General features: G+C 31.5%; 23 protein-coding genes, 1 other RNA gene and 2 pseudogenes. 22 read left to right on the top strand and 4 right to left on the bottom strand.

From position 1 onward, the window contains the following. Nucleotides 1–106 precede the first annotated feature (106 nt). Complete coding sequence (locus O3I44_RS02940; RefSeq protein ID WP_303717026.1) at nt 107–397, top strand: DUF3899 domain-containing protein; 291 nt, start codon at nt 107–109, stop codon at nt 395–397. Between the two features lie 250 nt (nt 398–647). On the opposite strand, the gene O3I44_RS02935 is transcribed toward O3I44_RS02940, so the two are convergent. Next, nucleotides 648–929 (bottom strand): hypothetical protein, encoded by a 282-nt coding sequence (locus O3I44_RS02935; RefSeq protein WP_303717024.1) that lies wholly within the window; start codon nt 927–929, stop codon nt 648–650. Next, on the bottom strand, nt 929–2,281 hold the full coding sequence (locus O3I44_RS02930; RefSeq protein WP_303717023.1) for a M17 family metallopeptidase: 1,353 nt from the start codon (nt 2,279–2,281) through the stop codon (nt 929–931). Before O3I44_RS02930 ends, O3I44_RS02935 begins: the two co-directional genes overlap by 1 nt. A 330-nt stretch (nt 2,282–2,611) precedes the next feature. Here O3I44_RS02930 and O3I44_RS02925 point away from each other — a divergent pair, with 330 nt between their 5' ends. The 16 genes and pseudogenes from O3I44_RS02925 (at nt 2,612) to nadE (ending at nt 19,507) form a co-directional block, all read left to right on the top strand. Then, a complete protein-coding gene (locus O3I44_RS02925; protein ID WP_303717021.1) occupies nt 2,612–2,929 on the top strand; it encodes a DivIVA domain-containing protein in 318 nt (105 codons plus the stop codon). 36 nt (nt 2,930–2,965) lie between these two features. Next, an RNA gene (gene rnpB, locus O3I44_RS02920) (RNase P RNA component class B) lies at nt 2,966–3,239 on the top strand. Nucleotides 3,240–3,349: 110 nt separating this feature from the next. Beyond that, nucleotides 3,350–3,766, top strand: a pseudogene (locus O3I44_RS03680) (class I tRNA ligase family protein); the annotation flags it as partial. A 147-nt stretch (nt 3,767–3,913) separates the two neighbouring features. Further along, nucleotides 3,914–4,633, top strand: a pseudogene (locus O3I44_RS03675) (class I tRNA ligase family protein); the annotation flags it as partial. Beyond that, nucleotides 4,628–5,203 carry a class I tRNA ligase family protein gene (locus O3I44_RS03670; RefSeq protein ID WP_373317549.1) on the top strand — a complete coding sequence of 192 codons (576 nt, stop codon included), beginning with the start codon at nt 4,628–4,630 and terminating at the stop codon, nt 5,201–5,203. The pseudogene O3I44_RS03675 and the gene O3I44_RS03670, both read left to right, overlap by 6 nt. 29 nt (nt 5,204–5,232) lie before the next feature. After that, nucleotides 5,233–6,042: a Cof-type HAD-IIB family hydrolase gene (locus tag O3I44_RS02910; protein WP_303717017.1), complete on the top strand. Its 810-nt coding sequence runs from the start codon at nt 5,233–5,235 to the stop codon at nt 6,040–6,042. 1,032 nt (nt 6,043–7,074) lie between these two features. Further along, a complete protein-coding gene (locus tag O3I44_RS02905) occupies nt 7,075–8,172 on the top strand; it encodes a PTS sugar transporter subunit IIC (RefSeq protein ID WP_303717015.1) in 1,098 nt (365 codons plus the stop codon). Next, on the top strand, nt 8,138–9,151 hold the full coding sequence (locus O3I44_RS02900) for a nicotinate phosphoribosyltransferase (protein ID WP_308446397.1): 1,014 nt from the start codon (nt 8,138–8,140) through the stop codon (nt 9,149–9,151). The genes O3I44_RS02905 and O3I44_RS02900 overlap by 35 nt, the downstream gene beginning before the upstream one ends. 80 nt (nt 9,152–9,231) lie before the next feature. Beyond that, the gene (locus tag O3I44_RS02895; RefSeq protein ID WP_303717013.1) at nt 9,232–9,486 is read left to right on the top strand and encodes a hypothetical protein; all 255 of its coding nucleotides are present in this window, start codon (nt 9,232–9,234) and stop codon (nt 9,484–9,486) included. 1 nt (nt 9,487) lies between these two features. Further along, a complete protein-coding gene (gene radC, locus O3I44_RS02890; RefSeq protein WP_303717012.1) occupies nt 9,488–10,129 on the top strand; it encodes a RadC family protein in 642 nt (213 codons plus the stop codon). Nucleotides 10,130–10,309: 180 nt separating this feature from the next. Continuing rightward, entirely contained in the window at nt 10,310–10,609 is a 300-nt protein-coding gene (gene rplU / locus O3I44_RS02885) for a 50S ribosomal protein L21 (protein ID WP_303717010.1), read from the top strand. A 3-nt stretch (nt 10,610–10,612) separates the two neighbouring features. Next, entirely contained in the window at nt 10,613–10,906 is a 294-nt protein-coding gene (gene rpmA, locus O3I44_RS02880; protein ID WP_303717008.1) for a 50S ribosomal protein L27, read from the top strand. A gap of 757 nt (nt 10,907–11,663) precedes the next feature. Next, nucleotides 11,664–17,075, top strand: a complete 5,412-nt coding sequence (locus O3I44_RS02875; RefSeq protein ID WP_303717006.1) for a beta strand repeat-containing protein — start codon at nt 11,664–11,666, stop codon at nt 17,073–17,075. 255 nt (nt 17,076–17,330) lie between these two features. Further along, nucleotides 17,331–17,507, top strand: coding sequence for a hypothetical protein (locus O3I44_RS02870; protein WP_303717004.1), 177 nt, complete (start codon nt 17,331–17,333; stop codon nt 17,505–17,507). A gap of 25 nt (nt 17,508–17,532) precedes the next feature. After that, a complete protein-coding gene (gene obgE / locus O3I44_RS02865) occupies nt 17,533–18,801 on the top strand; it encodes a GTPase ObgE (protein ID WP_303717003.1) in 1,269 nt (422 codons plus the stop codon). Continuing rightward, nucleotides 18,791–19,507 (top strand): NAD(+) synthase, encoded by a 717-nt coding sequence (gene nadE / locus O3I44_RS02860; RefSeq protein ID WP_303717001.1) that lies wholly within the window; start codon nt 18,791–18,793, stop codon nt 19,505–19,507. Before obgE ends, nadE begins: the two co-directional genes overlap by 11 nt. A gap of 6 nt (nt 19,508–19,513) precedes the next feature. Here the strand turns inward: nadE and O3I44_RS02855 are convergent, their stop codons facing one another. Then, nucleotides 19,514–19,942: a hypothetical protein gene (locus tag O3I44_RS02855; RefSeq protein ID WP_303716999.1), complete on the bottom strand. Its 429-nt coding sequence runs from the start codon at nt 19,940–19,942 to the stop codon at nt 19,514–19,516. A 102-nt stretch (nt 19,943–20,044) separates the two neighbouring features. Between O3I44_RS02855 and O3I44_RS02850 the strand changes: the two genes are divergently transcribed. Next, nucleotides 20,045–20,785 carry a YebC/PmpR family DNA-binding transcriptional regulator gene (locus tag O3I44_RS02850; RefSeq protein WP_303716997.1) on the top strand — a complete coding sequence of 247 codons (741 nt, stop codon included), beginning with the start codon at nt 20,045–20,047 and terminating at the stop codon, nt 20,783–20,785. A 23-nt stretch (nt 20,786–20,808) separates the two neighbouring features. On the opposite strand, the gene rpsT is transcribed toward O3I44_RS02850, so the two are convergent. Further along, nucleotides 20,809–21,066, bottom strand: a complete 258-nt coding sequence (gene rpsT, locus O3I44_RS02845) for a 30S ribosomal protein S20 (RefSeq protein WP_303716995.1) — start codon at nt 21,064–21,066, stop codon at nt 20,809–20,811. 379 nt (nt 21,067–21,445) lie between these two features. On the opposite strand from rpsT, the gene O3I44_RS02840 reads away from it, so the two are divergent. The 4 genes from O3I44_RS02840 (at nt 21,446) to alaS (ending at nt 26,480) form a co-directional block, all read left to right on the top strand. Then, the gene (locus tag O3I44_RS02840; RefSeq protein ID WP_303716993.1) at nt 21,446–21,742 is read left to right on the top strand and encodes a hypothetical protein; all 297 of its coding nucleotides are present in this window, start codon (nt 21,446–21,448) and stop codon (nt 21,740–21,742) included. A 140-nt stretch (nt 21,743–21,882) separates the two neighbouring features. Beyond that, complete coding sequence (locus O3I44_RS02835; RefSeq protein WP_303716991.1) at nt 21,883–22,566, top strand: nuclease-related domain-containing protein; 684 nt, start codon at nt 21,883–21,885, stop codon at nt 22,564–22,566. Next, nucleotides 22,557–23,387 carry a methionyl-tRNA formyltransferase gene (fmt, locus tag O3I44_RS02830; protein WP_303716989.1) on the top strand — a complete coding sequence of 277 codons (831 nt, stop codon included), beginning with the start codon at nt 22,557–22,559 and terminating at the stop codon, nt 23,385–23,387. Before O3I44_RS02835 ends, fmt begins: the two co-directional genes overlap by 10 nt. A gap of 579 nt (nt 23,388–23,966) precedes the next feature. Next, a complete protein-coding gene (gene alaS, locus O3I44_RS02825; protein ID WP_303716987.1) occupies nt 23,967–26,480 on the top strand; it encodes an alanine--tRNA ligase in 2,514 nt (837 codons plus the stop codon). The last annotated feature ends 1 nt before the right edge of the window (nt 26,481 follow it).

The raw sequence follows: 26,481 nt of genomic DNA, 5'->3' as shown, positions 1-26,481 counted from the left end.
CAATTACAAAAAGTTGGTATTTCCAACTGCGATATCAATAGTGATTATCATAATAGGATTAATCTTGCTTAGCGTTGGTATAACCAATAGTATTGTGTGACCCTTTGTGGCAGTACTCCAGATACTAGTTGGATTGATGATGATCTTGGTAAAATTGGGTCTCTTCACTTCATACTCGCATTCTCAAAGAAAAACCATAACATCATTTATAGAAAGTAGACATAAAAAAATAGGAGTCTTCCATGAAACTAAAAAAAGAAAAGTTTACTTAAAACAATACGACTCGCCCGTTGGCATTGAAAAGATGAATCTCACAAAACCATGATTTCCTTCTTTGTTCATTACAGTGATTGGATCATTAGAAATGATTATTGTCTTGATTGTTATCATGATCTAGATAATTGCACTATTTAAGTTTACAATAACTGCATGAACATATCTTTAATTGTTGTTTTCGTCATTGGGCTATTTTTGTTTAAAATTATGATAAATATTATTATTTAAAAATAAAAATCATATTTTAACTAATTGCTTGTAATTAATGAATTATTAAAAAATAAAGTTATTAGTATACCCATAATATACAAAATATGACTTATTTAGTTTTGAAAATATCGATAAACAAAAACCTAATTTTATCATTAGGTTTATTTTTTTACTTTTTCAACATTATTAATAAGAATCTCCATCGTTTTATCATGTTCATCTTTTTTAATTAATCCTCTTGTGTACATTTCATCCACGACATTCTTGGTAGATTGTTTTTGTAATGATAATATTAGTAGTCCTAAAAAAGGTAATAAGGCACCAATAATAATTCCTTTTATGATTGATAAACCTTTTTCACCATTAATAAGAGCACCAAAGGCACCAAAAACTGAAAATATTAAAATAGTAAGAAGAATGATTGCGATAATAATGTTAAACATTATTTTGCAACCTTAGTTAAAGTCCTAACCATTGGCCCATATGGATAATGACCTTTGTCTGCTGTTCCGGCTACATCTAGATGGATATATTCAACATCTTCTGTAAAACTTTTTAGAAACATGGCGGCTGTACTTGATCCACCAAGTCCATCTAAAGCAGTATTCTTTAAATCTGCCACTTTAGATTTACTCATAAATTCAATGAAATCTTTATGAAATGGTAATCTTCAAATATTTTCATTCATTTCTTTTGCAGCAACATTAATATCTTCTCAACCTTTTTCACTTGTTGATCAAACACCTGTGTATGTATGACCTAATGCCACTAAAACCGCACCAGTTAGTGTCGCTACATCAACTAATCTTGTAGCTTTAAGTTTTTTAGCAGCATAAGTTAGTCCATCAGCAAGCGCCAATCTTCCTTCAGCATCAGTATTATTTATTTCCACAGTTTTACCATTCATGGCTGTATAAACATCATCGGGTTTTGAAGCGACCGAGTTAATCATGTTGTCAGTAATCATTAATACCATTGAAATGTTTTTCTTTGGTTTTAATTTTGCAATCGACCTCATTGCTCCGGCAACAATTGCTGAACCTGACATATCAAATTTCATTCCTAATAAGTTCTGGCTATTTTTAATGTTATAGCCTCCAGAATCATAAGTGATTCCTTTACCAACTAGAACTGTTTTATCCTTTGATGCAGGTGCACCTTTGTATTCAACGATTACAACTCTTGGTTCAAAGGCTGATCCAATATTCACTGATAAAAATAGGCCCATTTTTAAATCAATAATTTGTTTTTTAGTTAAAACTTTTGTGGTAACGTTTTTGATTTTCGAGAAATCATCTTTCAACATTTTAGCATATACTTCTGAATTTAAAACATTTGGAGGCATCATTTGGAAGTTCCTTGTATAAGTCATTGACTCTGCATGAATGATAGCTGTTTTATATTCAGCTTTCCCAATTGCGTCTACATCTATTAATTCTAAAGTGGCTTTTGGGTCTTTCTTAGCAGTTTCAACATTATAGATTTTTCCATTTTTGAATTCTTGTTCTAATACAAACACATTCACAATTTCTTTTTGAGTTATTTTTTTGGTGATGAATGTTTTAACAGAGATTTGGAAGTCTCTTGTATTTAAACTGGCAATTGCTTTTGCAACTGCAATCATACCTTCATGATTAAAGTCACCTTCTTTACCTAAATAAATAATAGCCTCTTTTTTCTCAATAAATTCTGTGACTTTATTTTTTTGTTTAATAATATTTTTATTTAGTTTTGATGATGCAAAGACACCCTTTAAAATAAATTTGTTTTTTACACGATTTGTAATTTTTATCATAATTCCTCTTTTCATATTAATTTTACACTATTCATTTTTTTTATCTAAAAAATAGTAAAATTAGATTAGAGGAGGTATTATCAAAAATTTTAGTACACAAGATCTAAAAGAACTAGATCAGCAACAAAAATCTGTTTCTTCAAAAGTTGGTAATAAAATCAGAGATATCATGTATTCAATTAATATCAAAGACCAAGTTAATATTTATAAGCAAAACAAGCATCATCAATCCGTAGTAAATCATGATGAATTAAAAGCATTAAGTGGAATTGAACATGGTTTTAATAACATTAGTTTTGCTATTTTATGTCCCAAGGTAATATTTTAATTATGAAAAAAAACTTTAACTTAAAGTCTCAAGAAATATTACACAAGAAATTCGCTACTGATATGGCCGGATATTCGCCTCAAGAGGTGGATGGTTTCTTTGATTTAATCATTCAAGACTATCAAGAATATGAGGACATTGTGGCTAACTATTCCAAAAATATGAGCGATGCTGAAAATTTATTATCTGATAAAAATGAGGAAATTGAGGGGTTCAAAATTCAAATTACCAATTTAAAACACTCTTTAAGTGAAGCACAAAAAAATACTGGGCATGAGATTATGAATAAATTAAACCAGTTGGAGAGAAAAATTAAATAATTGAAGATGCCTAGGCATTTTTCTTTATAATATTTTTGCACTGTCCAATCGCTGCAGCAATGTAGAGGAAAGTCCGCGCTAACACTTGCTGCGATGCAAGTAGTGTTCGTGTAAGGTCAAATAAACCTTAGCCTAGACGACTAGTGCCACAGAGACGAGTCTATTTAATTAGAGTGAAACGCGGTAAACTCCACGAGTTAGAAACCCAAATTTGGTAGGGGAACTTTGTCAAAGGAAACGAACGATGACAAAGATGCGTAAGCATAGATAAATGATTGGAACCTTCGGGTACAAAACGCGGCTTATAAGTGCAACATATCACTCTTGAGTGACCAATGCCACCTTCGGGTGGTTTTTTGTTATTTGAAATATAATAAATTGTCTATTGAATATATTGATATTTTATTTATAATTACAAATATGTATAATCACAAAAAAATTGAAAAAAAATGACAAGAGTACTGACTTAAAAATAAAACTTATAAAACCACTAATAAATCAAATAAAAAATTTTATGTTTTAGATATGTTTCCTTATCCTTCTGGAGCTGGTCTTCATGTGGGACATCCTGAAGGATACACTGCTACTGACATTATTGCTCGTTATAAAAGATTAAATGGTTTTGATGTGCTTCACCCCATTGGATGAGATGCTTTTGGTTTACCTGCCGAACAATATGCAATTAAAACAGGTAACCATCCCAAAGGATTTACTAATGAGAATATTAAGGTTTTTCGAAAACAACTACAATCCATAGGATTTTCCTTTGATTATGATAAGGAAGTAAATACCACTGATCCAGCATATTTTAAAACAACACAATGAATCTTTAAAAAAATTTATGAAAAAGATTTGGCTGAAATCAGAGAGATTGATGTTAACTGATGTGAAGAACTGGGAACTGGCTTAGCTAATGAAGAGGTGGTGGAAAAAGATGGGCAGCGAGTATCAGAAGTTGGTGGTTTTCCAGTGATCAAAAAACCTATGAAACAATGAGTTTTAAAAATAACTGAATATGCTGATCGTCTTTATGATGATCTTGAGACTATTCCTTGACCACAATCTTTAAAATCACTTCAAAAAAATTGAATTAAAAATGAAGATGGGACACTTCATTTAAATGATTGAGTCTTTTCCAGACAAAGATATTGAGGTGAACCATTTCCGGTGGCTTTTGATGAAGATGGTGACATTATCTTAATTGATGATTTGCCGCTTGAATTACCAAAGATGAAAGAAATTAAACCAACTAAAACCGGGTTATCACCACTTGCTAATGCAAAAGACTGATTAACCTTTGAACAACATGGAAAAACATACACAAGAGAAACAAACACTATGCCTCAATGAGCTGGATCTTGTTGATACTACATTGGTTATATTTTAAAAAATGATGATGGGACATATTTAGATATTGAATCTCCTGAAGCTCAAGCAAAAATTAAAAAATGATTACCAGTTGATCTTTATATTGGTGGTCAAGAGCACGCGGTGCTCCATTTACTATATGCCAGATTTTGACATAAAATTTTATTTGATATTGGTCTTGTGCCAACTTCAGAGCCTTTTACAAAAATAGTTAATCAAGGAATGATTTTAGGGCCAGATGGACAAAAAATGTCTAAGTCCAAAGGTAATGTCATTAACCCCGATGAAATCATTAAAAAATTTGGTGGTGACACTTTGCGAATCTATGAAATGTTCATGGGTCCATTTGAAGAAACAAAACCATGACAAGAAGATGGGGTTAAAGGCATTAGAAAATGACTTGAGCGTGTTGTGCGGGCTTTTGATGAAGTTGCTATCATTGGTAAATCAAAATTAAATTCAGAATTTAATCTATTTATTAAAGAAGTAACTATCGATATTGAGGACCTTAAATTTAATGTTGCTATTTCCAAGATGATGATTTTTATCAATGTTTTGCATAAGGTGAAACATATTTCAGCTCATCAAAGAAAATCATTCCTTATTGTTCTTTCTTTATTTGCACCTCATATTGTTGAAGAGTTACTGCAAAAATTTAAGGAACAAGAAATTGCAAAACAGATATGACCTACTTTTGATGAAGCACTCATTAAAGAAGAAATAATTGAAATTGCCATCCAAGTGAATGGCAAATTAAGAGGTACATTACAAATTAAAGGCAATGAATCCAAAGAAGAAATCTTTACCTTAGTCAAAAATATGAAAAGTATTCAAAAGCATTTGACCAAAAATATCATTAAAGAAATATATATCCCTCATAAAATTGTTAATATAGTTGTTAAATAGCACGAGTTATTTTTCTTTATAATATAAATATGAAAAATATAATTTTCTCTGATATTGATGGTACTATCTATCAAAAGCCGCACAACATTATTATGCCTGCTACAGTTGCTGATATTAAAACTGCTCAGCAATCAGATGTGGAATTTATTTTATGTACGGGCAATGGCTATTTTGATAATATTTCAGTCCTTGCTGAGCAATTAGATGTTCGTTATATTATTACTTCCAATGGTGCAGCTATTTTTGATCGTGATCATGATGGGTTTATTTACACATCAATGTTGCCTCATGCTTTAACTGATAAATTGTTTCAATTTGGTTTAAAGCATGAAATTTCATGTATTTTTTGAGATAAAGAACATGTCTATATTAATCATCATGTGCCACATTCTGCTGTTGATATTATTAAGCGTGTTATGACTAAACAAGGCAATATTAAAAAAACACATGAAGTGAAAACAGATATTTTTAAAATTGAATTTTATGATAATCCTGAAAAAATTGATTTGATTTGTGATTTTGCCAAAGATTTAAATTTGCAACTAGCAAGAATGACCCCCAATCATGTGGAGATTACTCATAAAGGTGTTTCTAAGGGACATACTATCGTAGAGCTTGCAAAGAGATTGAATATTCCATTAACAAAAACTATGGGCATCGGGGATTCGTCAAATGACTTGTCGATGTTTGAAGTCGTGAATAGTGCTTATGCTATGGATAATGCCACTCCTGAAGTTAAAGCAGTAGCTAAATATTACACTTCAGATGTTGAACAAAATGGTTTGGGTGAAGCTATTATTGATTATTTGCATCGTGAAAAACTTGATCGTAATCTTTAGACACTTTTATTGTGGATGATGCATTGATGATAAATTCATTTACTAAGAAATTGATCAATAACTCATTAAATGGTGATTATACCTTGGTGGTTAGTAGAATAAAATATAAAGAAAAAGAATGACAAGTAAGTCATTTTTCTTTATATTTTATTCTATTAACTATTAGGGGCTAATTACCACTATTAAAGTCATTATCTAAAGTTCTTTGGAAGTCATTCCGGGAATTGGAATTGGTTTTATTCAATATATTCTACCAACCTTGTACAATTTTTTCACTTTTATATTATATAAGAAAAAGGATCCTAAAGGATCCTAAAGTTTGCGCAAGGCCGAGACTCATTTAAGAGGTATGGAGATCATTAATAATTAACAATGACCTATATTGATTATAATACTTTTTTGGATAATTTAAATTTTATTTATGTATATTCAACGCCTTTAGATAAGGATCATTATTACTATAATAAAACATTATATACATTAAGCTCTTCATTGGATATTTTGTTTTGTAGTTAAAAACTTTAATGCAAATATAAATATATAAGCACAATTTTACTACATATGTGATTACCAATCCACACCAATTAGTTCCTTTTTATATCAAAAAAACTATATTTAATGTTCAGTTGCTTAATCTTTGCGATCATCCCTGAGACATAAACTACATTATTACCAAATAATGAAACAAACTGAACCTCTCCCTAAACCTTTTCAAGACCTTTTAGACAAAGCAATTAATCCACCAAAGAAAAAGAATGACAAGTAAGTCATTTTTATTTAACCTACCATATAAGGGACAATTACCAGCCCATTAAATAATTAATTATTTTTGCAAATAAATGTATAATCTCATTGCAACATAAAGTTGCAGTTTCCTGATGGGTTGAACCCGACCGGATGTAATAGCCATCGTACTCTCACGAGCATGATCAGGTGGAATTCCTGAGCCGACAGTATAAGTCTGAATATAGTTATTGCACATTGTGTAAAACGTTACAATTTAAATCAGAAACTCTATAAGGAGTTTTGATAATGAAAATCAATACAAAAATTAATCATAAAAAATTATGATTGAATTCTATGATTGGGATGACATGAGGTTTTATTGCCTCGTTAATTGTTGGTGCCATCATAGGATTGTTTGCTATCAACCAAGATAATGACTTTAGTCATATGATTAAAGCCGTTAAATCTGGTTTAACATATTTAACTCCGTTCGCTATTGGCGTTGGAGTGGGTGTGAAATTAAAAATGAGCCCATTACAAATCTTTGCCATCGCTTTAGCAGCATTTGTGATTGGTCACTCGATGATGATTCCCAAATATAGCAATGGGATTAATTGAAGTGGATCTATTGGGATCCAAAAAGTATTTTTGCCTGGAGATGTTTTTGGAGCATGAATCGGAGCAGTTGTAGTTGCGTATGTTTTTAAAATATGCCAATGAGAAATGTTTTTAGATATTATTATTGTGCCACTTATTGGTGTGATATGTGGGATATTTCTTGCAACATTCTTAACATATATGACTTCAACAGTCCTTGTGTTATTAGAATGGATCATTGAACATACTATCAATGATAAGCGCTATTTAGCTATTTTATTAGCACCAATTATGGGTGCTTTAATGGGATTGGCTTTATCATTACCTACTTCATCAGCAGCCATTGCCTTTGCCTTATCTTTACATGGTGATGCTGCCACAGCTGCTATGGCTGCCACTGCTGCTCAAATGGTTTCCTTTGGCGTCATGACTTATTTATCAACAAATAAATGATCGCAAGCATTGGCGGTTGGTCTTGGTACATCAATGCTACAGATGAATAATTTTATCAAGAAACCCAAGTTGCTTATTATTCCCACTTTTATGTCTGCTTTAATGGCGATGATTGCCGTGATTGCCTTGCCATTAGCATTTAATCATAGAGCTGTGACATCAGGCATGGGTTCTGCAGCTCTTTATGGGCAAATCTTTACTCTAAATGATAATGGTTGGACAAATGTTGATGCTTGGTTGAATGTGCTAATTATGCAAATGGCTATGCCTATCACTTTGACCTATGGTATTGGATATTATGTCTTAAAAAAAAGGTGAATTAAACCTCAAGAAATGAATCTCAATCATACTTAAATATTCTGCTAAATACTTTTCAAAGACCGCTAAAATATCCCAACACATGAAACCATCACCCATTGTGACCATGCAGTTTTTCCAACGACAACCTGAAGGTATGCTTGCTGGAATGGATGAAGTATTAGAGCTTTTAAAAAAACATACTGATTTGTCACAATATACAGTTAAGTATTTACCTGAAGGGTCCGTTATTCATGGGACAGAGGTTGTGTTAGAGTTTGAGGGTCATTATCATGAATTTGGAGAGTATGAGGGAATGATTGACGGAATTCTTTCCCGTAGTACTTCACTAGCTTCTAATGCTCGTGATGTTGTTAAAGCTGCTAAGGGTAAAGATGTGATTTTTATGGGTGATCGCTCTGATCATTATACTAATCAAGAACGAGATGGCTATGCCATTGCCTTGGGAGGTATTTTGACTCAAGTGACAGATGCTCATATTGCCTTGCATGATGGAAGTGCCATTGGTACAATTCCTCATGCAATGATTCAAATGCATCATGGAGATATTGTGAAAACCTTAAAATCATATAGAAGCAATTTTCCTCACGAAAAGTTGGTGGCCTTAGTTGATTTTAATAATGATGTTATTAGCGATTCTATCAAATGCTTTAAAACCTTTGGTGATGAATTAGTTGCTGTGAGGATTGATACTTCTGAAGGAATTTCTGATGCAATGTTTTTAAATGATGAAGAATTTGGTGTCACACCAAATTTAATTAAATCATTACGTAATGCTCTCAATCATGTTGAAGCCAATAAAGTTAAGATTATTGTTTCTTCTGGTTTTAATGTAGAAAAAATTAATATGTTTGAGGAGACACATACACCAGTTGATGTTTATGGTGTTGGTGCATCGCTACTGAAGATTAAACATACATTTTCAGCAGATAGTGTTAAACTCAATGGTAAGGAACTAGCTAAAGTTGGTAGAAAATATCAAATAAATACCAGATTAAAATTATTGACTAGATAAATATCTAGTTTTTTATTTATTTTTTATTTTCTTGTGTTTAAACATGTGTTTTTTATACATATTTAAATGAGGAGGTAAAAATGCAAATACAAGGATTTACAAAACTAAGTCAAGAAGAACAAGAAACTACATATGGCGGATGAGCATGATTAGTGGCAATGATTCCGATGTTAGTTCAAACAACAGTCACAGCAGTAGCATCATTTAAATCGATCTTCTCAGACAAGGGATCCATTAAAGGGGAAAATATTCAAGCGGCATGAGATAATAAACCATCATCAACTACATCAAGCAAAAAAACTGGTACGACAAACGTGTCATATTATGCCTATTAGGATGTTGCCGGCACATTTACGCCCGCGAGAAAAAGCAAGTCTTAGAGGATTTGGATCGCTTAGTGAAATTGAATTATTAGCCATTTTTTTAAAATCAGGGGCACAAAAACATAGCGCTCTTGATTTAGCATCAGATTTAATTAAACACTATAAGGACTTTGCATCTCTGTCCAAGGCAACAAGAAAAGAACTTCAATTATTTAGAGGAATAGGTGAAGTAAAGGCCATTGAAATCTTGGCATTATTTGAATTTGTGAAAAGGATTAATTTAAAGCCTTATCACGATGATCAATATAAAGATGAAACAAATATTATTAAATTTGCTCAAAATAAGATTGGGGATTCTAAAACTGAAAAATTTTTAATAATTTTATTTGATAATGATTACAAGATGTTATCCTACAAGGAGCTCTATCGAGGGACTAGCACTTCAATTTTATTAAGTCCCACTGAAATAGTGAAAGTGGCATTGAAAGCTGATGCAGACCTTTTTTATTGTTTTCATAATCATCCATCTCTGAATGTCACGCCATCATTGGATGATAAAATAACTACCAAGAGAATTAAGAACTTTGCTTCCTTATTTAATTTAAAATTTATAAAGCATTATGTAATAAGCAAAAAAGATTATCGTGAAGTATAGCGATAATTCTTTTCTTGTTTTTTAATAATTACCATATTGACAAAACTTAACATTATTTTTTATTTACTAAAAATATTTTCCTTACTTTGTTATAATAAACGGGTTACTTTAAGTAACCGTTCTGAATAGGTATTAAAGCATAGCACCTTAAAGGCGAGCCACAATTAGGGAGAACATAAAATGTTTGCAATTATTAAAACTGGTGGTAAACAATTAATCGTTAAAAAAGATGATACTATCTTCATTGAAAAAATCGAAGGTAAAGAAGGTGATAAAGTCACATTTTCAGAAGTTTTAATGGTTGAAAAAAAACTGGGAAAACCTCTTCTTGAAGGAGCATCAGTTAATGGTGTAATTGAGAAGCAAGGTAAACAAAAGAAAATTATTGTTTATCGTCATATAGCTAAATCTACTAGAAAAAAGAAATATGGTCATCGTCAACCATACACTCGTGTGAAAATCACTGAAGTGAAAGGATAATCTATGTCATCAGTTAAATCAGGTGGAAGTTCAAAAAACGGTAGAGATTCCAAAGGACGCAGACTAGGTGCCAAATTAGCTGATGGTCAATTTGCACTTGCAGGTTCAATTATTTATAAGCAAAGGGGAACTAAAATTCACCCTGGAAATAATGTTGGAATCGGTAATGATCATACTCTATACACTCTAATTGATGGAATTATTAAATTCGAAAAAAGAAGAAATAGAAAGTATGCGTCAGCTTATGTCCAAGTAAAAACAAAAGTTAAGAATCCAACAGCTAAACCAGCGGCTTAAAAAATAGAAGTTAAAAAAGACGAAACAAAATAGACTCAATTGAGTCTATTTTTATAGATCTTACATACACATATATATTATATGATTTATGTTCTTGCTTCATATAAATTTTTCTTCTTCTTTTATCATATTTTAAATTATGTTGTAATGCGACTTGAATAGTTATGGTTGAGAAAATTGCCATAATCCTACATTTTATTAATCAATAAACTGTTGACTTGTTAACTTAACCATCAAGGAAAGTTTCTAAATACTTATAAATGTAGCCTGCCATAGATCTCTTGATGCATCTTTAAGAGTTTTATTGCCTACTAACTCAAACACTAACAGGTATCATATGTTTGCCTAATAAATTTACTTAACTTTTTATACTTTTCAGCACACCTATTAATATTCTTGCGCTTGCGCTTATTCTTCACTATATATTTTTCCATGTGGGCACATCATATTTTCTTTTTGTTTTAGACTTTCAAGGATATTGTTTGCAATAGATTTGTCGCTTGAAATAACAAACATTTTTTAAACATAATTGAACTCGTTTTATTTTAATATTTAATTCTTTGGTAATTTTATAAATAAATCATTTATTTGAGGTGCGCTCATAATGATTTGCAAGTCTAATAATTTTTTGTTAAAATTATGATATGTTATTTTTAAATATCATATATTTTCATATTTATAAAATTAATATATTTTATAATTAATGTTGGTAGTATTTGCTTTAGGTATAACACATACTTAAACTAAGGAGATATATATGAAAAAAATTAAGATAGTATCTAGCATTGGAATTGGAGCAATAGTAACAACCGCTATAGCAGTTCCATTATTAATGATGAATAATGGTGACAGGGTTTACATCACACCAGGAAAGAAATTAGTCGATGATAAAATTATAGAGTCAAGAGAATATGATACTTTCAAAGAAACCTTTCAAGATTTAAAATTAGGACTTACTAATATCAATGTGATTGATATGAATGATGATGGGGATAATTTAGTATTGACAGCTACTGGAGTATTACCAAGAGCAACGGTTTCAACTCATGCAAGTTTTATTGTGCAAAGTGTAGCAGCAATTCAAGATAATCTTAACACCATTAAAGCTATTTTTAATGTTGTTAAAACAACAGGTGAAGTAACTTTACTTAAATTATTAGAATCAGGGTCCAAAGAAAGTGAAGCAGTTATTAAAGCTGCAATTACTAAAAATAAAGAGCTTAATACAACTGCGATGGAACAACCAACTGCTAGGATGATAGATAGAATTACTAGCCCAAATAGTCCATTTTTATTATCAAGCACATTAATCTTTGCTATTAAAGCACTTGGTTCAGAGACTGCTTTACAAGGACTACTTAATCCAAATGAAATAGTTTCTAATTTACTAGATATAGATATATTTAATGAACTAATAAAAGTTTTACCAGAAGGAACAATTGGTAAAAATGAAATGTTGTTAAGTGACATTGAAATTACCAAAAATGATAGAACCGGAGTTTTAGAAGTGCTAGTAACTAATGCTAACAAAAGTTTTACAGTAAGCAATTTCTTGGTAGCATTAAGTAGTGAAGACATATCATCTAGAGTTACGGCTTTTGAAAGTTATTTTGACTCACTACAAGTAACTACTTTCAATGAGGGTGTTACAGCAGATAATGATAAAGCTATCTATGACCAAATAAAAACTGATGGTGTATATAGCATCAATACTTCTTCAAACATCAATGAGATGAATTTCTTATTTAATGCAGAAGGAGATGTAGGATCATTAAAAGATGTTGCCGATGCAGGATTAGTAATTTATAATAATGCGATTGCTCTTGCTAACACCACTGCTAAAAAAGCTAATGATCAAAGACACCTTAATGCTGAACAATTAAGAGTTAATAGTCTAAGTTCAAATGGAGCTAATGCTAAAATTGCTGATGCTGAAGCCCAGGGAAATTTTGACGATAATGCCCAAACCAAATACGGGATTACATTAGGTAGTGTCACTGAGGGTGCATTTACTTATACTTATGATGCTACTACAACAACGATTACCATTATTGCAGTTTTAATTGATGGAGCAAGTGATTTAACAATACCATTAGCAACATCTATTGATTTAAGTCCTACACCAGCACAAAATACAGAAATAGAAACTGCTGCAAATTTACTAGCAGCTAAAACTACAAGTAGGAATGCATTTACAGCTTATTTTAATGCTTTAACTAAAACTAGTTTAGAGGGTGATGCCGTTGAACCTTCGGCTGCTAAAGCTGCTTATGAGAACATAAAAACTGATGGCTTAAATAGTATTGACAATGCTATGTCTATTAATGATCTGAATTCCTTATTTAATGCAGAAGGAGATGTAGGATCATTAAGAGATGGTGCCGATGCAGGATTAGTAACTTATAATAAAGCGATTGCTCTTGCTAATAAAAAAGCTAATGATCAAAGACACCTTGATGCTGAACAATTAAGAGTTAATAATCTAGTTTCAAATGGAGCTACTGCTAAAAGTGCTGATGCTGTGGAAAATGGACCTTTTAACAGCATTGCCCAAAGCAAATACGGGATTACATTAGGTAGTGTCACTGAGGGTGCATTTACTTATACTTATGATGCTACTACAACAACGATTACCATTACTGCAGTTTTAAATAATGGAGCAGGTGATTTAACAATACCACAACCAGAATCTATTGATTTAAGTCCTACACCAGCGGAAAATACAGCAACAGCAATTGCAGCTACTAAAAAAGCTAATGATCAAAGACACCTTAATGCTGAACAAACAAGAATTAATAATCTAGTTTCAAATGGAGCTACTGCTAAAAGTGTTGATGCTGTGGACAGTGGAGCTTTTGACAATGATGCCCAAAGCAAATACGGGATTACATTAGGTAATGCCACTGAGGGTGCATTTACTTATACTTATGATGCTACTGGAACAACGATTACCATTACTGCAGTTTTAAATAATGGAGCAAGTGATTTAACAATACCAGCAGCAACACCTACTGATTTAAGTCCTACACCAGCACAAAATACAACAACAGAATTACTGATAGCAGCTCAAACTGAAAGTAAGGCGGCGTTTACAAATTATTTTGATAATTTATCTATAACTATTTTAGTTGGTAATTCTATTCCTTTTGCTGCTCAAACTACTTATGAGAACATAAAAACTAATGGCTTAAGTAGTATTGACAACGCCTTATCTATTGAGGACGTTGAGGCCTTGTTTAGTACAACAAATATAGGATCATTAAAAACTGCCGCTGATGTTGGTTTAGAAACTTATAATGCTGCGATTGCAAAAGCTAATATTGATAATGATGCATCTTTACTGACAGCAGCTAGAACTGCAAGTAGTGAGGCGTTTATAACTTATTTTGATACTTTAGTTACAACTAGTTTAGAGGGTGATGCCATTGAACCTTTGGCTGCTAAAACTACTTATGAGAACATAAAAACTAATGGCTTAAGTAGTATTGACAGCGCCACATCTATTGATGAGGTCAATGCCTTGTTTGATGGAACAACAAATATAGGATCATTAAAAACTAATGCTGATACTGGTTTAGAAATTTATAATGTTGCGATTGCAAATGCTAATCGTACTGCATCTTTACTAACAGTAGCTAAAACTAAAGCAAAAGGATTTATTACCACCATTGTGGATGGTTATGCTACAGTGGATCCTGCGAATCATGATGCATCACTATTTGGAGCAATTGCTAATGCCAAAACAGCAGCTGATGATGCGATAAATGATGCAACAGATATAGCTGCAGTTAATATCCTTGCTACTTCAACAACTAGTGGATCAGAAGTTGCCAAAGTTCTTGAAGCTATTAATGCATATGAAGTTTCAACAGGGACAATAGCTATTGCTTTAGAAAACGCTAAAACTACAGCAAAAGGATTTATTACCACCATTGTGGATGGTTATGCTACAGCGGATCCTGCGAATCATGATGCATCACTATTTGGAGCAATTGCTAATGCCAAAACAGAAGCTAATGATGCGATAGATGATGCAACAAGTATAGTTGCAGTTAGTGCTCTTGCTACTTCAACAACTAGTGGATCAGAAGTTGCCAAAGTTCTTGAAGCTATTAATGCATATGAAGTTTCAACAGGGACAATAGCTATTGCTTTAGAAAACGCTAAAACTACAGCAAAAGGATTTATTACCACCATTGTGGATGGTTATGCTACAGCGGATCCTGCGAATCATGATGCATCACTATTTGGAGCAATTGCTAATGCCAAAACAGAAGCTAATGATGCGATAGATGATGCAACAGATATAGCTGCAGTTAATCTCCTTGCTACTTCAACAACTAGTGGATCAGAAGTTGCCAAAGTTCTTGAAGCTATTAGATTATATGAAGCTTCAACAGGGACAATAGCTATTGTTGAAGCTTTAGAAAACGCTAAAACTACAGCAAAAGGATTTATTGCAACTATCGTTGCAAAAACTCCACAAAATGATAATGCTTATAATGTAGAACTATTTGGTGCGATTGCTAGTGCTCAAACAGCAGCTAATGATGCGATAGATAATGCAACAAGTATAGCTGCAGTTAGTGCCCTTGCTGCTTCAACAACTGGTGGATCAGAAGTTCTTAAAGTTCTTGAAGCTATTGATGCATATGAAACTTCAACAGGGATAAGAGCTGATCATACTAAATGAACCACAACATGAGAAAGAGCAAGTACTGGTGATTCTGCAAAATTTATAACCCAAACAGGTAATGGATATAATGCAGAATTTAAAGATACTAACGGTGAAATATACTTTGGAGACGATTATACAAGAGTTCATAAAATATCTAATGATGGACAATTTATGTCAGATGGATCATATGAATGAGGCAAAAAACTCTTAGGACCTACTCATTCTCGAGACACACATATTAGAAAAATATTTAATTGAGATGCTACACATATCGCAGTAGTAACCCAAAAAGGTACTTTGCATATCTTGGATAAAGAAACCGGTCAATCTATTAATGATGTTAATATTAATGTAATTAATAAATTCTTAACAACTAAAAACAATTCAGCATTTGATATAGAAAACCCGTATTGAGAAATAAAAAATGTTTCTTTTGCAAATTCTAAAAATGGAAATACAAAATTAGTGTTACTATTACAAGGATCTACTTTACCTTTATTGTTGAATATTAATCAAAGTGATTATTCAATTAGTGAAGAAACCATTGCCGATAATGTAACAATCGATAAAATATCAATAACATCATCTGGTAGTTACATAGTGGCTTATAAAGTAGAAGTTAATGGAGAACAAAGAATTAATATCGTTAAACAAAATACACTTAACTTAGCAACGTTAACTAATACATCAAATATATCTACAAAATTAGCGGAGTTTGTAAATTCTGATGAATTTAAGAATCAAATTCAATCGGGAGGAAAAGTTCATGTTGATGAAGTTAATTTCTTGGCTAAGGGAGATATTGTTGATCTAAGAGAAGTCAATGGGAAAATTATGGCATTAAATTCTTGAGGATTAGCATTTACCATTGGTTTAGATGGAAATATAGAAAATATTACTTCCATTGTTGACTCAAGTACTTGAGGAACTTTAGCTGATTTCTTTAATAATTATCAGGTTCATAATGGGGATCCATTATTTTCTCAATATGGAGCTTCTTACTTTAGCTGGAGTGTGAATACACTAGATAATAAATTATCAACATTATACTCTATATGAAGAGAGTATTTTAACGGAAGAAGCGGTTTACCGATGTCTATCTTAGGTTCTATCCTGTTTGATGATGCTAATAAATTGTACATATCATCACAGGTTGTTGGTTTTAGAAGTACTTGAGCAGGTGCCTGAGAGTTTCTATGTGAGATAGTTGAAACTGATATTTCTACTTTATTAAATGGTTCCAACCCTAAAATGATAAATAAAGTGATGAGTGTAGCCCTAAGCAGTGAAGATACTAAACAAGTTGATTCAATAAGATTTATGGATTCAATTAATGGATTTTATGTTGTTGGAGGTTCTACTGGTAAAGTGGCATTACTGGATTCTAACTTTGAACAAATTGCATATGGTATCAAAGTATACTCCTATGATGCTGAAATAATTCTTAGAGAATCAAGATTATTTGATGATGGTCAGGTAGTTCCCAAATAATCAACAGAATAGTGTTTTATGCTAAATAGTTGAATTATGTTCGACTATTTTAATAATCATATTTAGGCAAAATTTTCATATATAGAATATGCATTTTATATCTTTATAATTATATATATTCATAATCAAGGATTAAAGAACGCTATTATGTTGCAAGATATAATCAATGATAAATAACGACTGATCTGGAAGAGGGAGGAGTTAACTTTTCTGAAATATATTGATCCTAATTGCAAGACCAAAGCAAAGGATATCATGAACATTATTGAAAAATGTAAAGTATTACAACCTAAAGATGCAAAAAACATATTAAGAAGCCTGCTCTTTGTGATTATAAAATTAACTAAGGGACGCTATTTGAGTAATATTATTAAAATTTTGGCAAAAATATATGCCAAATTCAAAAAGAATATTTTAGCAGAGTGAGATTAATACGCTTTTTCTTTATAATGTATTTATGAAATTTCTAGATGAAGCCAAATTAAAAGTATTTGCTGGAGATGGCGGCAATGGTGTTGTTTCTTTTAGACGGGAAGCTAGAGTTTCCATGGGGGGTCCAGATGGCGGTGATGGGGGAAATGGTGGATCCATTTATTTTGTTGGTGATCCAGGGCTTAATACTCTTTATTCACTAAAGATGAATATTAATATTAGAGGCAATAAAGGCGAAAATGGGCGTGCTAAGAATCAATTTGGCGCAGCTGGTAAAGATATTTTTATTAAAGTTCCAGAGGGAACGCTTGTTTTTAATGATAATCGGTTAATTTGTGACGTGATAGATCGAAAAAATTATTTAATAGCTCAAGGTGGAAAAGGTGGTCGAGGTAACAATAAATTTAAATCATCAAGAAACCAAGCGCCTCGACTTTCAGAAAATGGAACTAAAGGTGAAGTTCTTGAACTACAATTAACTCTTAAGGTTTTAGCTGATGTGGGATTTGTGGGTAAGCCTTCTGCTGGAAAATCAACTTTATTATCAAAGGTATCAAATGCAAAACCAAAAATTGCTGATTATGACTTTACAACACTAGATCCACAATTAGGTTTTGTTCACACGGGCGTTAATAGTTTTGTTGTCGCTGATTTGCCCGGTTTAATCAAAGGTGCTTCACTTGGCAAAGGTCTTGGTTTGGAATTTTTGAAGCATATTGAAAGATGTCGGGTAATTGCGCATATTATTGATTTTGGGGCTGAACAAAAAAGTCCTGTGGAAGATTACAAACAAATTAACAACGAATTAAATTTATATAAAATTAATCTTGATAAAAGAAAGCAAGTTGTTATAGCTAATAAAAAAGATTTACAACATTTCGATGAGCATCTAAAGGTTTTTAAAGAAGTTTTTCCTAATATAAAAATTGTAGAAATATCGGCGGTTATGGAAAAAGGGCTTGAACCTTTAAAAGCTATTTTATATGAGGCATTTGTTAATTCCAAGGCAATTGAATATGATATTAAAATAAAAGATGAAGTAACGATAAAATTGGAAGATGATATTATCATTGAAAATCCTTATGAAGGTCTTTATGAAATTAGGGGAGCAGCCGTTAAAAGAATTTACGAAAGAATTCCCTTAAATACATTTGATAATATCCAAAGATTTAATAGAATGATGAGAAATATTGGGTTGTGAAAAGAACTACGAAGAAGAAACATACAAAACGGTGACATGGTTAGAATTATTGGATTTGAAATGGAGTGGGATGAGGATAATGATGAGCTATAAAGATTATTTAGTTAAATGAATCAAAGAACAAGTTCTAAAAGCTAATTGCAAGGGGGTTGTTGTTGGTTTATCGGGTGGGGTTGATTCATCTGTTGTAGCAACTCTTGGTAAAGAGGCTTTTCCTAATAATTCACTTGGTATTTATTTACCAATAAATGATATGGCTCAAGATTTAGTTGATGCAAAATTAGTTGCAGATAAAATCAATATTAAGACAAAGTTAATTGACTTAACTGATTCATTTAAGGCAATAAGTAAAGTTGCGCCTGTCAAAAGCAAACTTGCAATCACAAATATGAAACCAAGATTAAGAATGACAGCACTATATGCTGTGGCTCAGGAAAATAATTATTTAGTTTTAGGCACAGATAATGCTGCAGAATGAATTTTAGGATATTTTACAAAACATGGTGATGGTGGAGTTGATTTATTGCCGATTGTTAATCTCACAAAAGGGGAAGTTAAACAAATGGCCCAAGACATGGACTTGCCACAAAATGTTTGAACGAAAAAACCTTCAGCAGCATTATGAGAAGGTCAAAATGACGAAGATGAACTGGGCTTTTCGTATGATGAAGTTGATAAGTTCATTAATGGCGAAATAGTCAATAAAATTATTAGAGATAAAATACAACACCAAATTAATATAACTGAACACAAAAGAATAAAAATACCTACACCCCTTAAAAAAGAAAACATCGACTAAAATAAGCTATTGCTTATTTTTTAAAAACCTTCATCTAAGAGTCATCAGATCTTTGATCTTAATGTCATAATTATTAATTGTTCCCACGGAACAGAAAAATATTTTATTGCCATCTGAAAAGTATTTCGATATAAATCCAGGACCTAAATCAATAAATATTTTCAAAATAATGCCATCTTTACCAGTTACGATGACATCATAGTTTATCTTAAAAAGTGCTGTATTAAAAGCCTTTTTATTTCTTAATATATATATAACATCATATTGTGGTGATGGAAAATTCCGTACCCTTTTATAAACATCACTATGAAGCTTAAAAGTAACTCCTGTCATCTTATTGATTTCTTCTTCATTTAAAAAAATATCATACTCCCTATGACTATATCTATTTTTTTGTGGTGTACCCATGATATTTATTAAATCTTTAAATTTCATATAAACATTATACTTTTATTTTTTATAAAAGTCTTTAATGGATATTTATACTTTTATTTTTGGTCTTTCATATTATAATTAACTCAATGAAAAGAGGCAATAATGGCTGGACATAGTAAATGGGCAAATATAAGACATAGAAAAGGAGCACAAGATGCTTTTAGATCAAAAGAGTTTGCTAAATTATCAAAAGAAGTTATGGTTGCTGCTGCTCTTGGGGGCAATGATCCAGATACAAATGCTTCTTTAAGGTTGGCAATTTCTAAGGCAAGAGCAAAATCAATGCCAAAGAAAAATATTGAAAAAGCAATTTCCAAAGGTTCAGGTGAAGTTGATGCATCTTCTTTTAAAGAAATTATTTATGCTGGTAATGTAAGAGGGATATCATTTTTAATTAATTGCCTATCTAATAATGTTAATAGAGTTGCTGCTAATATGCAGTCATATTTCAATAAAGCTGGAGGATCTTTGAGTGGACCATCATCTGTTCATTATATTTTTGATCGAAAAGGTATATTAGAATTTTCGCAAAGTAAACTTAATGAAGAAGAAACGATGATGATGGCCATTGAAGCTGGCGCCGATGACTTTATTTCCACAGAGAATACATTTATTGTTTATACTGAACCTAATGTTCTTCAGACGGTCAAAGATATATTAGAGGAAAATAGTATCAGTGAATTTATCACTGCTGAAGTAGCATATGTCCCTAACCAAGAAGTTAAATTGCCATTTGAAAAAGCAAATAAAATTATTGCTTTTATCGATAAACTAGAAGACGATGAGGATATTCAAGAAGTATTTCATAACTTGGATGCCGATTCACTTACAAAAGATGAATAAAAAAACCTGTGAATAAACAGTTTTTATGCTTTATTTACAGATTTGTCTAGTCTTGATATTTTTCGAGCACCATTATTTTTATGGAAAACACCTTTTGAAACAGCAGTATTAATTTCCTTGTGAGCTAATGATATTTTTATCTGAACATCTTTATCCCCAGATGCAACTGCAAGTTTAGCACCTTTAATAGCCTTTCTTACTTTTGATTTAACTACTGCATTTCTAGTTGTTGCTTTCTTAATTTTTCGGATGTTTTTTTCTTTTGATTTTATATTTGCCATTTGATTCTCCTTGTAAAGTAAAAATATTATATAGTAAAAAAAATAAAAAAAGTATTCACTATTTTTTTATTCATAACATTCTAACTAAGATGATGGATGCGACAACACCATTCAGTACTAATGATACTAATGTGGGAGTATACGCTTATCCATAGAACACAAGTAATGCCAATGATGCACTAAATGCTAACAATAACAATGATGATCTGAATCATATAAATCTATCCAATGTTACTATATCTAGTGATTGTTAATAGTCCTCCAATTACAACTACAATTGCAAAATAGACATCACTGTTAGCGCCACTCAATTAATTATGTATTTCTCACCAATGTCACGTGTTGCCAATCCTCATTCTGAATCAGCTATAAAGACATAATGAATTTAGAAAACATTTTTATAGACAATGCCAGAAATATTTTTACAAGAATTAAAAAACATATACTATTGAAAAATTCTTTAGAAATTATTGATAATTCATTCCAAAGCGTCAGAAATACTTTTATATTTCAACCTTATGGATCACAACAATTCCCATATTTTATTGTTTTCACAGAGAATAAAATAATTCCTATTGAAATAAAATATTCTAAAATGAAAGAGGTTTGGTCAATACCTATGTTGCTAGACCAATGTGAAACTCAAATATCCTTAAACCTTTCCAAGATCTTTTAGAGAAATCAATCAATCCACCAAAGAATAGAATGACAAGTAAGTCATTTTTCTTCAGTTCTTATTTAACCTACCATAAAGGGATAATGGCCCATTTATAATACAATTAACACTTTAAATATTATTTTCTCTATAATTTAGATATGGGATTTATATTTGGTGCGACAATTGGGGGTATTATTCTTACTATTTTTGTAGCATTATTTTTGTTTCTTTATTCTAAACAAAATTCCTTACGAAAAGATATTAAAAAAATCGGTACATCAGCGGAAAAAAAAATTAATAATGATTTAAAGATTTGAGCTAAACACACAAACAACAAATTTATTGATGCTTCCCTATATAAATATGATGAAAATAAGGTGGTTGAAATTGACTCTATCATAATTTCTAGCGAAGCCATGATTGTTGTTGAAATCAAATCCATTAATGGTGGAATTAGAGGTGGAATAGATGATCATAAATGGACAAAAGTTTTAGGTGATAATACATTCAAAATTGGAAATCCGGTTACTCAAAACCAAAAACATATAGATCATATTATGAAAATGACAAAAAATAAAGTGCCAGTTATTTCATTAATTATATTTTCTAATAGAACTAATTTTATTGATGTAAAAGACATTCCATCCCATGTTGTTATTGTAAAACATGCACATGTTTTTGATGTGCTTGACAAAATAAAGGAATCTTTAAAACTTGCGATTGATCCAAATAAAATGAAACAACTATATTCTGACATAAAATCATTTCAAACGACTAAAAGCAAAGATATTAATTTGCATAAAAAAATTACTGGAGAAAAACAGGGGTCTATATGAAAATAGTATTAGCTGGATCTCCGGGTATTTCTGTACCGGCATTTGAAGAAGTTATCAAGAACTTTGAAGTTGTTGGTATAGTCACACAACCAGATCGGAAAAAAGGCAGAGGAATGAAGATTACTGAAACAAAAGTCTCTAAATTAGCTAAAAAATATAATATCCAAATCTTTAAGCCTGAAAAGATTTCATTGATTGCTAGAGAATTAGAATTGCTTAATTTTGATTTATTTTTGACTTTTGCCTTTGGGCAATATATACCACAATCAATCCTAAAACTTGGTAAACACAAACCATTAAATATACATGGGTCATTATTACCTAAATATAGAGGTGCAGCACCGATTCACCACGCCATCTTAAATGGTGAGCAAGAGATCGGAATTACCCTTATGGAAATGATTAAAGAAATGGATGCGGGTGATATTGTCTTTAAAGCTTCACAAACAATTGATGAAGAAACAACAACCGGTGATGCATTTAATATTATTGCTGATTTAGCAAAACAAAATATAGTTGCATGAATGAGCAAGATAGAAACGAAAGATTTTAGTTTTACTCCACAATCAAAGGAATTTACTTTATCACCAAAAATAACTAAGGAAGAATGCCAACTATTGCCTGGCATGGGAATTAATGATGTGAAAAGAAAAATCAAAGGATTCAATCCTTACCCTGGTGCATACATAATAATAAACGATATAAGACTGAAGATTTTTAGTTTTAGTAGCGTTGAAATAAAGGATTCAATAGAATTAGTTTTTAAAGATGGAGTAATCTATGCAAATGATTTTCAATGGGAAAATAAAAAGAGAATAATTTTGTAATTCATGCCGTTAATGATATAGGATATAATCCCTCTTATCTAATAATTATATTAGAGATTTTATTTTCAATAAATATTGGGTTGTTCTTTTAAGTTTCTTTTCAAAGGCAATTCATTCATTCCCACTGGCATTAAAATTTTCAGACAAAAGTTATGGTAAAAATCATTTTACATTGTTATGAATGATCTTTCAACCTTGGGTTTAGCATTTTGATTAGATGTGCCATATAGTTGTATATCCAATTCAACAAGGAAATCAGGTTGGACATAAGGTGATTATGCTAAATGTTGCAAGATATAATCAATGGGAAATAACGACTGATCTGGAAGAGGGAGGAGTTAACTTTTCTGAAATATATGAATCTCATTTTGATATTGTGTTACATACAAGGTAACTGAAGCCATTTTTTATTTTTGAATTCACTTCTTCTGAAACAATATATAATTAAAATATAGCAGTCAATGATTAGGAACAGTGCAATCCTATAAGACTAATAGGATAACCTACTATGCAGGTAAAGAAGCTCAATGAGGGTGGTACGTTAGCCCCTCTTATGGGTTTTTTTATATAAGGAGAAAAATGGAAAAATTAACATCAAAACAAATTAGAAAAATATGACTCAATTACTTTAAGGAACATGGGCATGAAGAGGTTTCATCTAAATCACTAATTCCGGTTAATGATAAATCTTTATTGTGGATTAACTCTGGAGTGGCAACACTCAAGGATTACTTCTCTGGAATTAAAATACCAAATAATCCAAGAATAACTAATTCTCAAAAATCTATTAGAACAAATGATATTGAAAATGTTGGTATCACTGCCAGGCATAACACTTTCTTCGAGATGCTCGGTAATTTTTCTATTGGAGATTACTTTAAAAAAGACATGATTGAATTAGCATTTAATCTATTATTTGATGTTTTTAAGTTTGAAAAGGAAAAAATATTCATCACATATTATGAAGAAGACACTGACACGTATGATTTTTGGCTAAAGATGGGTATTGAAGCTTCGCATTTGATTAAAGGTGATAGAGAAATGAATTTTTGAGATATTGGGCAAGGTCCATGTGGTCCAGATACGGAAATTTTTTATGATCGGGGAACTCAATATGATCGGGCATCCATTGGTATTAAGCTGTTAAGGGAAGGCATTGAAAATGATCGTTATATGGAAATATGAAATATTGTTTTTTCAGAATTTAATAATGATGGTAATGGTAACTACACGCCTCTAGCACAAAAAAATATTGACACAGGTGCTGGTCTTGAGCGGATCGCTTCAATTTTTCAAGATGCTCCCACTAACTTTGACACAGATTTATTTTTACCCATTATCAGAAAAATGGAAGAAATATCAGGATCAAAATATGTGATAGAAAATTATTTGGTCAGAGATGAGAGACAAAGACAGATCAATAAGGAGTTTAAGATTATTGCTGATCATATCAGGTCCATTGCTGTTGCCATTCAAGATGGTGTACGTCCATCTAATACATCAAGGGGTTATATTATCAAAAGGCTTCTAAGGCGTGCTTATCGTGCTGGTTTAGAATTGCATGTCAAAAGTCCAACGTTCCTTTCCCAACTCCTTCCTGTTGTGGCACAAGTTTTGGATGTTTATGAATTTGATATTCCTAAAATTTCTAAAATAATTTTAGATGAGGAATTAGCTTTTTCCATCACAATAAAAAAAGGTGAAGAATTACTAGCTAAATCTATTAAAGGCAAAACGAAGTTAGACTTTGCTGTAGCATTTAAGTTATTTGAAACATATGGGTTTCCCATTGAATTAACAAAGGATATTCTTCATGAAAAAGGTATTCAACTTAATATTAGTGAATTTGAAATCTTTAAAAATAAACATGCTAATGCCTCAAGAGGAAAAAAAGAGTTAGGCATGAAATCACAAATTGCAGTTTTTAACTTGATTCAAGAACAAAGATCAAAGTTCATCGGATATGAATATACAGATGTTGAATCAGGAGTTATCATTGCTAAAGAGGAAAATGGTAAATTTTATACCTTAACAAATAGAACTCCTTTTTATGCCACGGGCGGTGGTCAAGAACATGATATGGGCACAATTGCTGGTATTATTGTAACTGATGTTATTAAAGATAAAAACGGCAATAATTGGCATGTCACTGATGCACCAATTGAAGGGCTCAAGGTTAAATTATCAGTGAATCAAGATGCTAGATTAAATAAAGAACGTAACCATACCTCCACTCATTTACTTGCAGCTGCTCTTGAAAAAGTTTTGGGCAACTCTGTTGAGCAAGCTGGATCATATAATGATGAGCACAAGTTACGATTTGATTTTACCACTGAGAAGAAACCAACTAAAGAAGACTATGAACAAGTAGAGCAAATTGTTAATGACTTTATTGCCAAAGATTACAATCGTGTTGTTAATGAAGTGCCATACGATGAGGCAATTAAACATGGAGCTAAAGCTCTTGTTGGAGAAAGTTATGGAGATGTCGTCCGTGTTGTTGATTTTAATGTTTCTATAGAACTTTGTGGTGGTACGCATATCAACCATCTATCACTCATCGAAAAATTTAAAATAATTAAAATTGAATCAAAAGGAACAGGAATTTATCGTGTTGAAGCTATTACATCAAAAACCATAGTTGATGAATGAATTAATCTACAAAAAGAAAATTTATTAATTAATTTAAAAAAAGCTATTAAAAAGAATCAAAGACTTAATCCAGATTATGAGGTTGATATTCCAAATGATGTCACATCTATAATCGATGCCACCAAGCAGGTAAAGTTGGATATGAAGAAACTTTATAAATCACAAAAATCTATCATTGATATTGGCGATATTAAACCTAAATTAGTTAATGGAAAAATGATTTATTTTGAAGAGGTGACTAATCCAGGTTTAATCAAAGCCAAGACACTTCAATTACGAAATACTTTTCCTGATGCTATTATCATCATTGAAGCCAAAGTTGGCAATGGTAAACTGGTGGCGGTTGGGTCAGTTAAATATGATGCGATTCAAGCATTTAAAGATCATTATCCAGAGACAAGTGTTGATGGTGGCCTTGATTTTGTGATGGGCAAAATATAAT

This window comes from Candidatus Mycoplasma mahonii (assembly GCF_030550815.1).
GTDB lineage: Bacteria > Bacillota_I > Bacilli_A > Mycoplasmatales > Metamycoplasmataceae > Mycoplasma_O > Mycoplasma_O mahonii.
The sequence above is the reverse complement of the archived record's forward strand: the minus strand, read 5'-3'. Positions and strand labels throughout refer to the sequence as shown.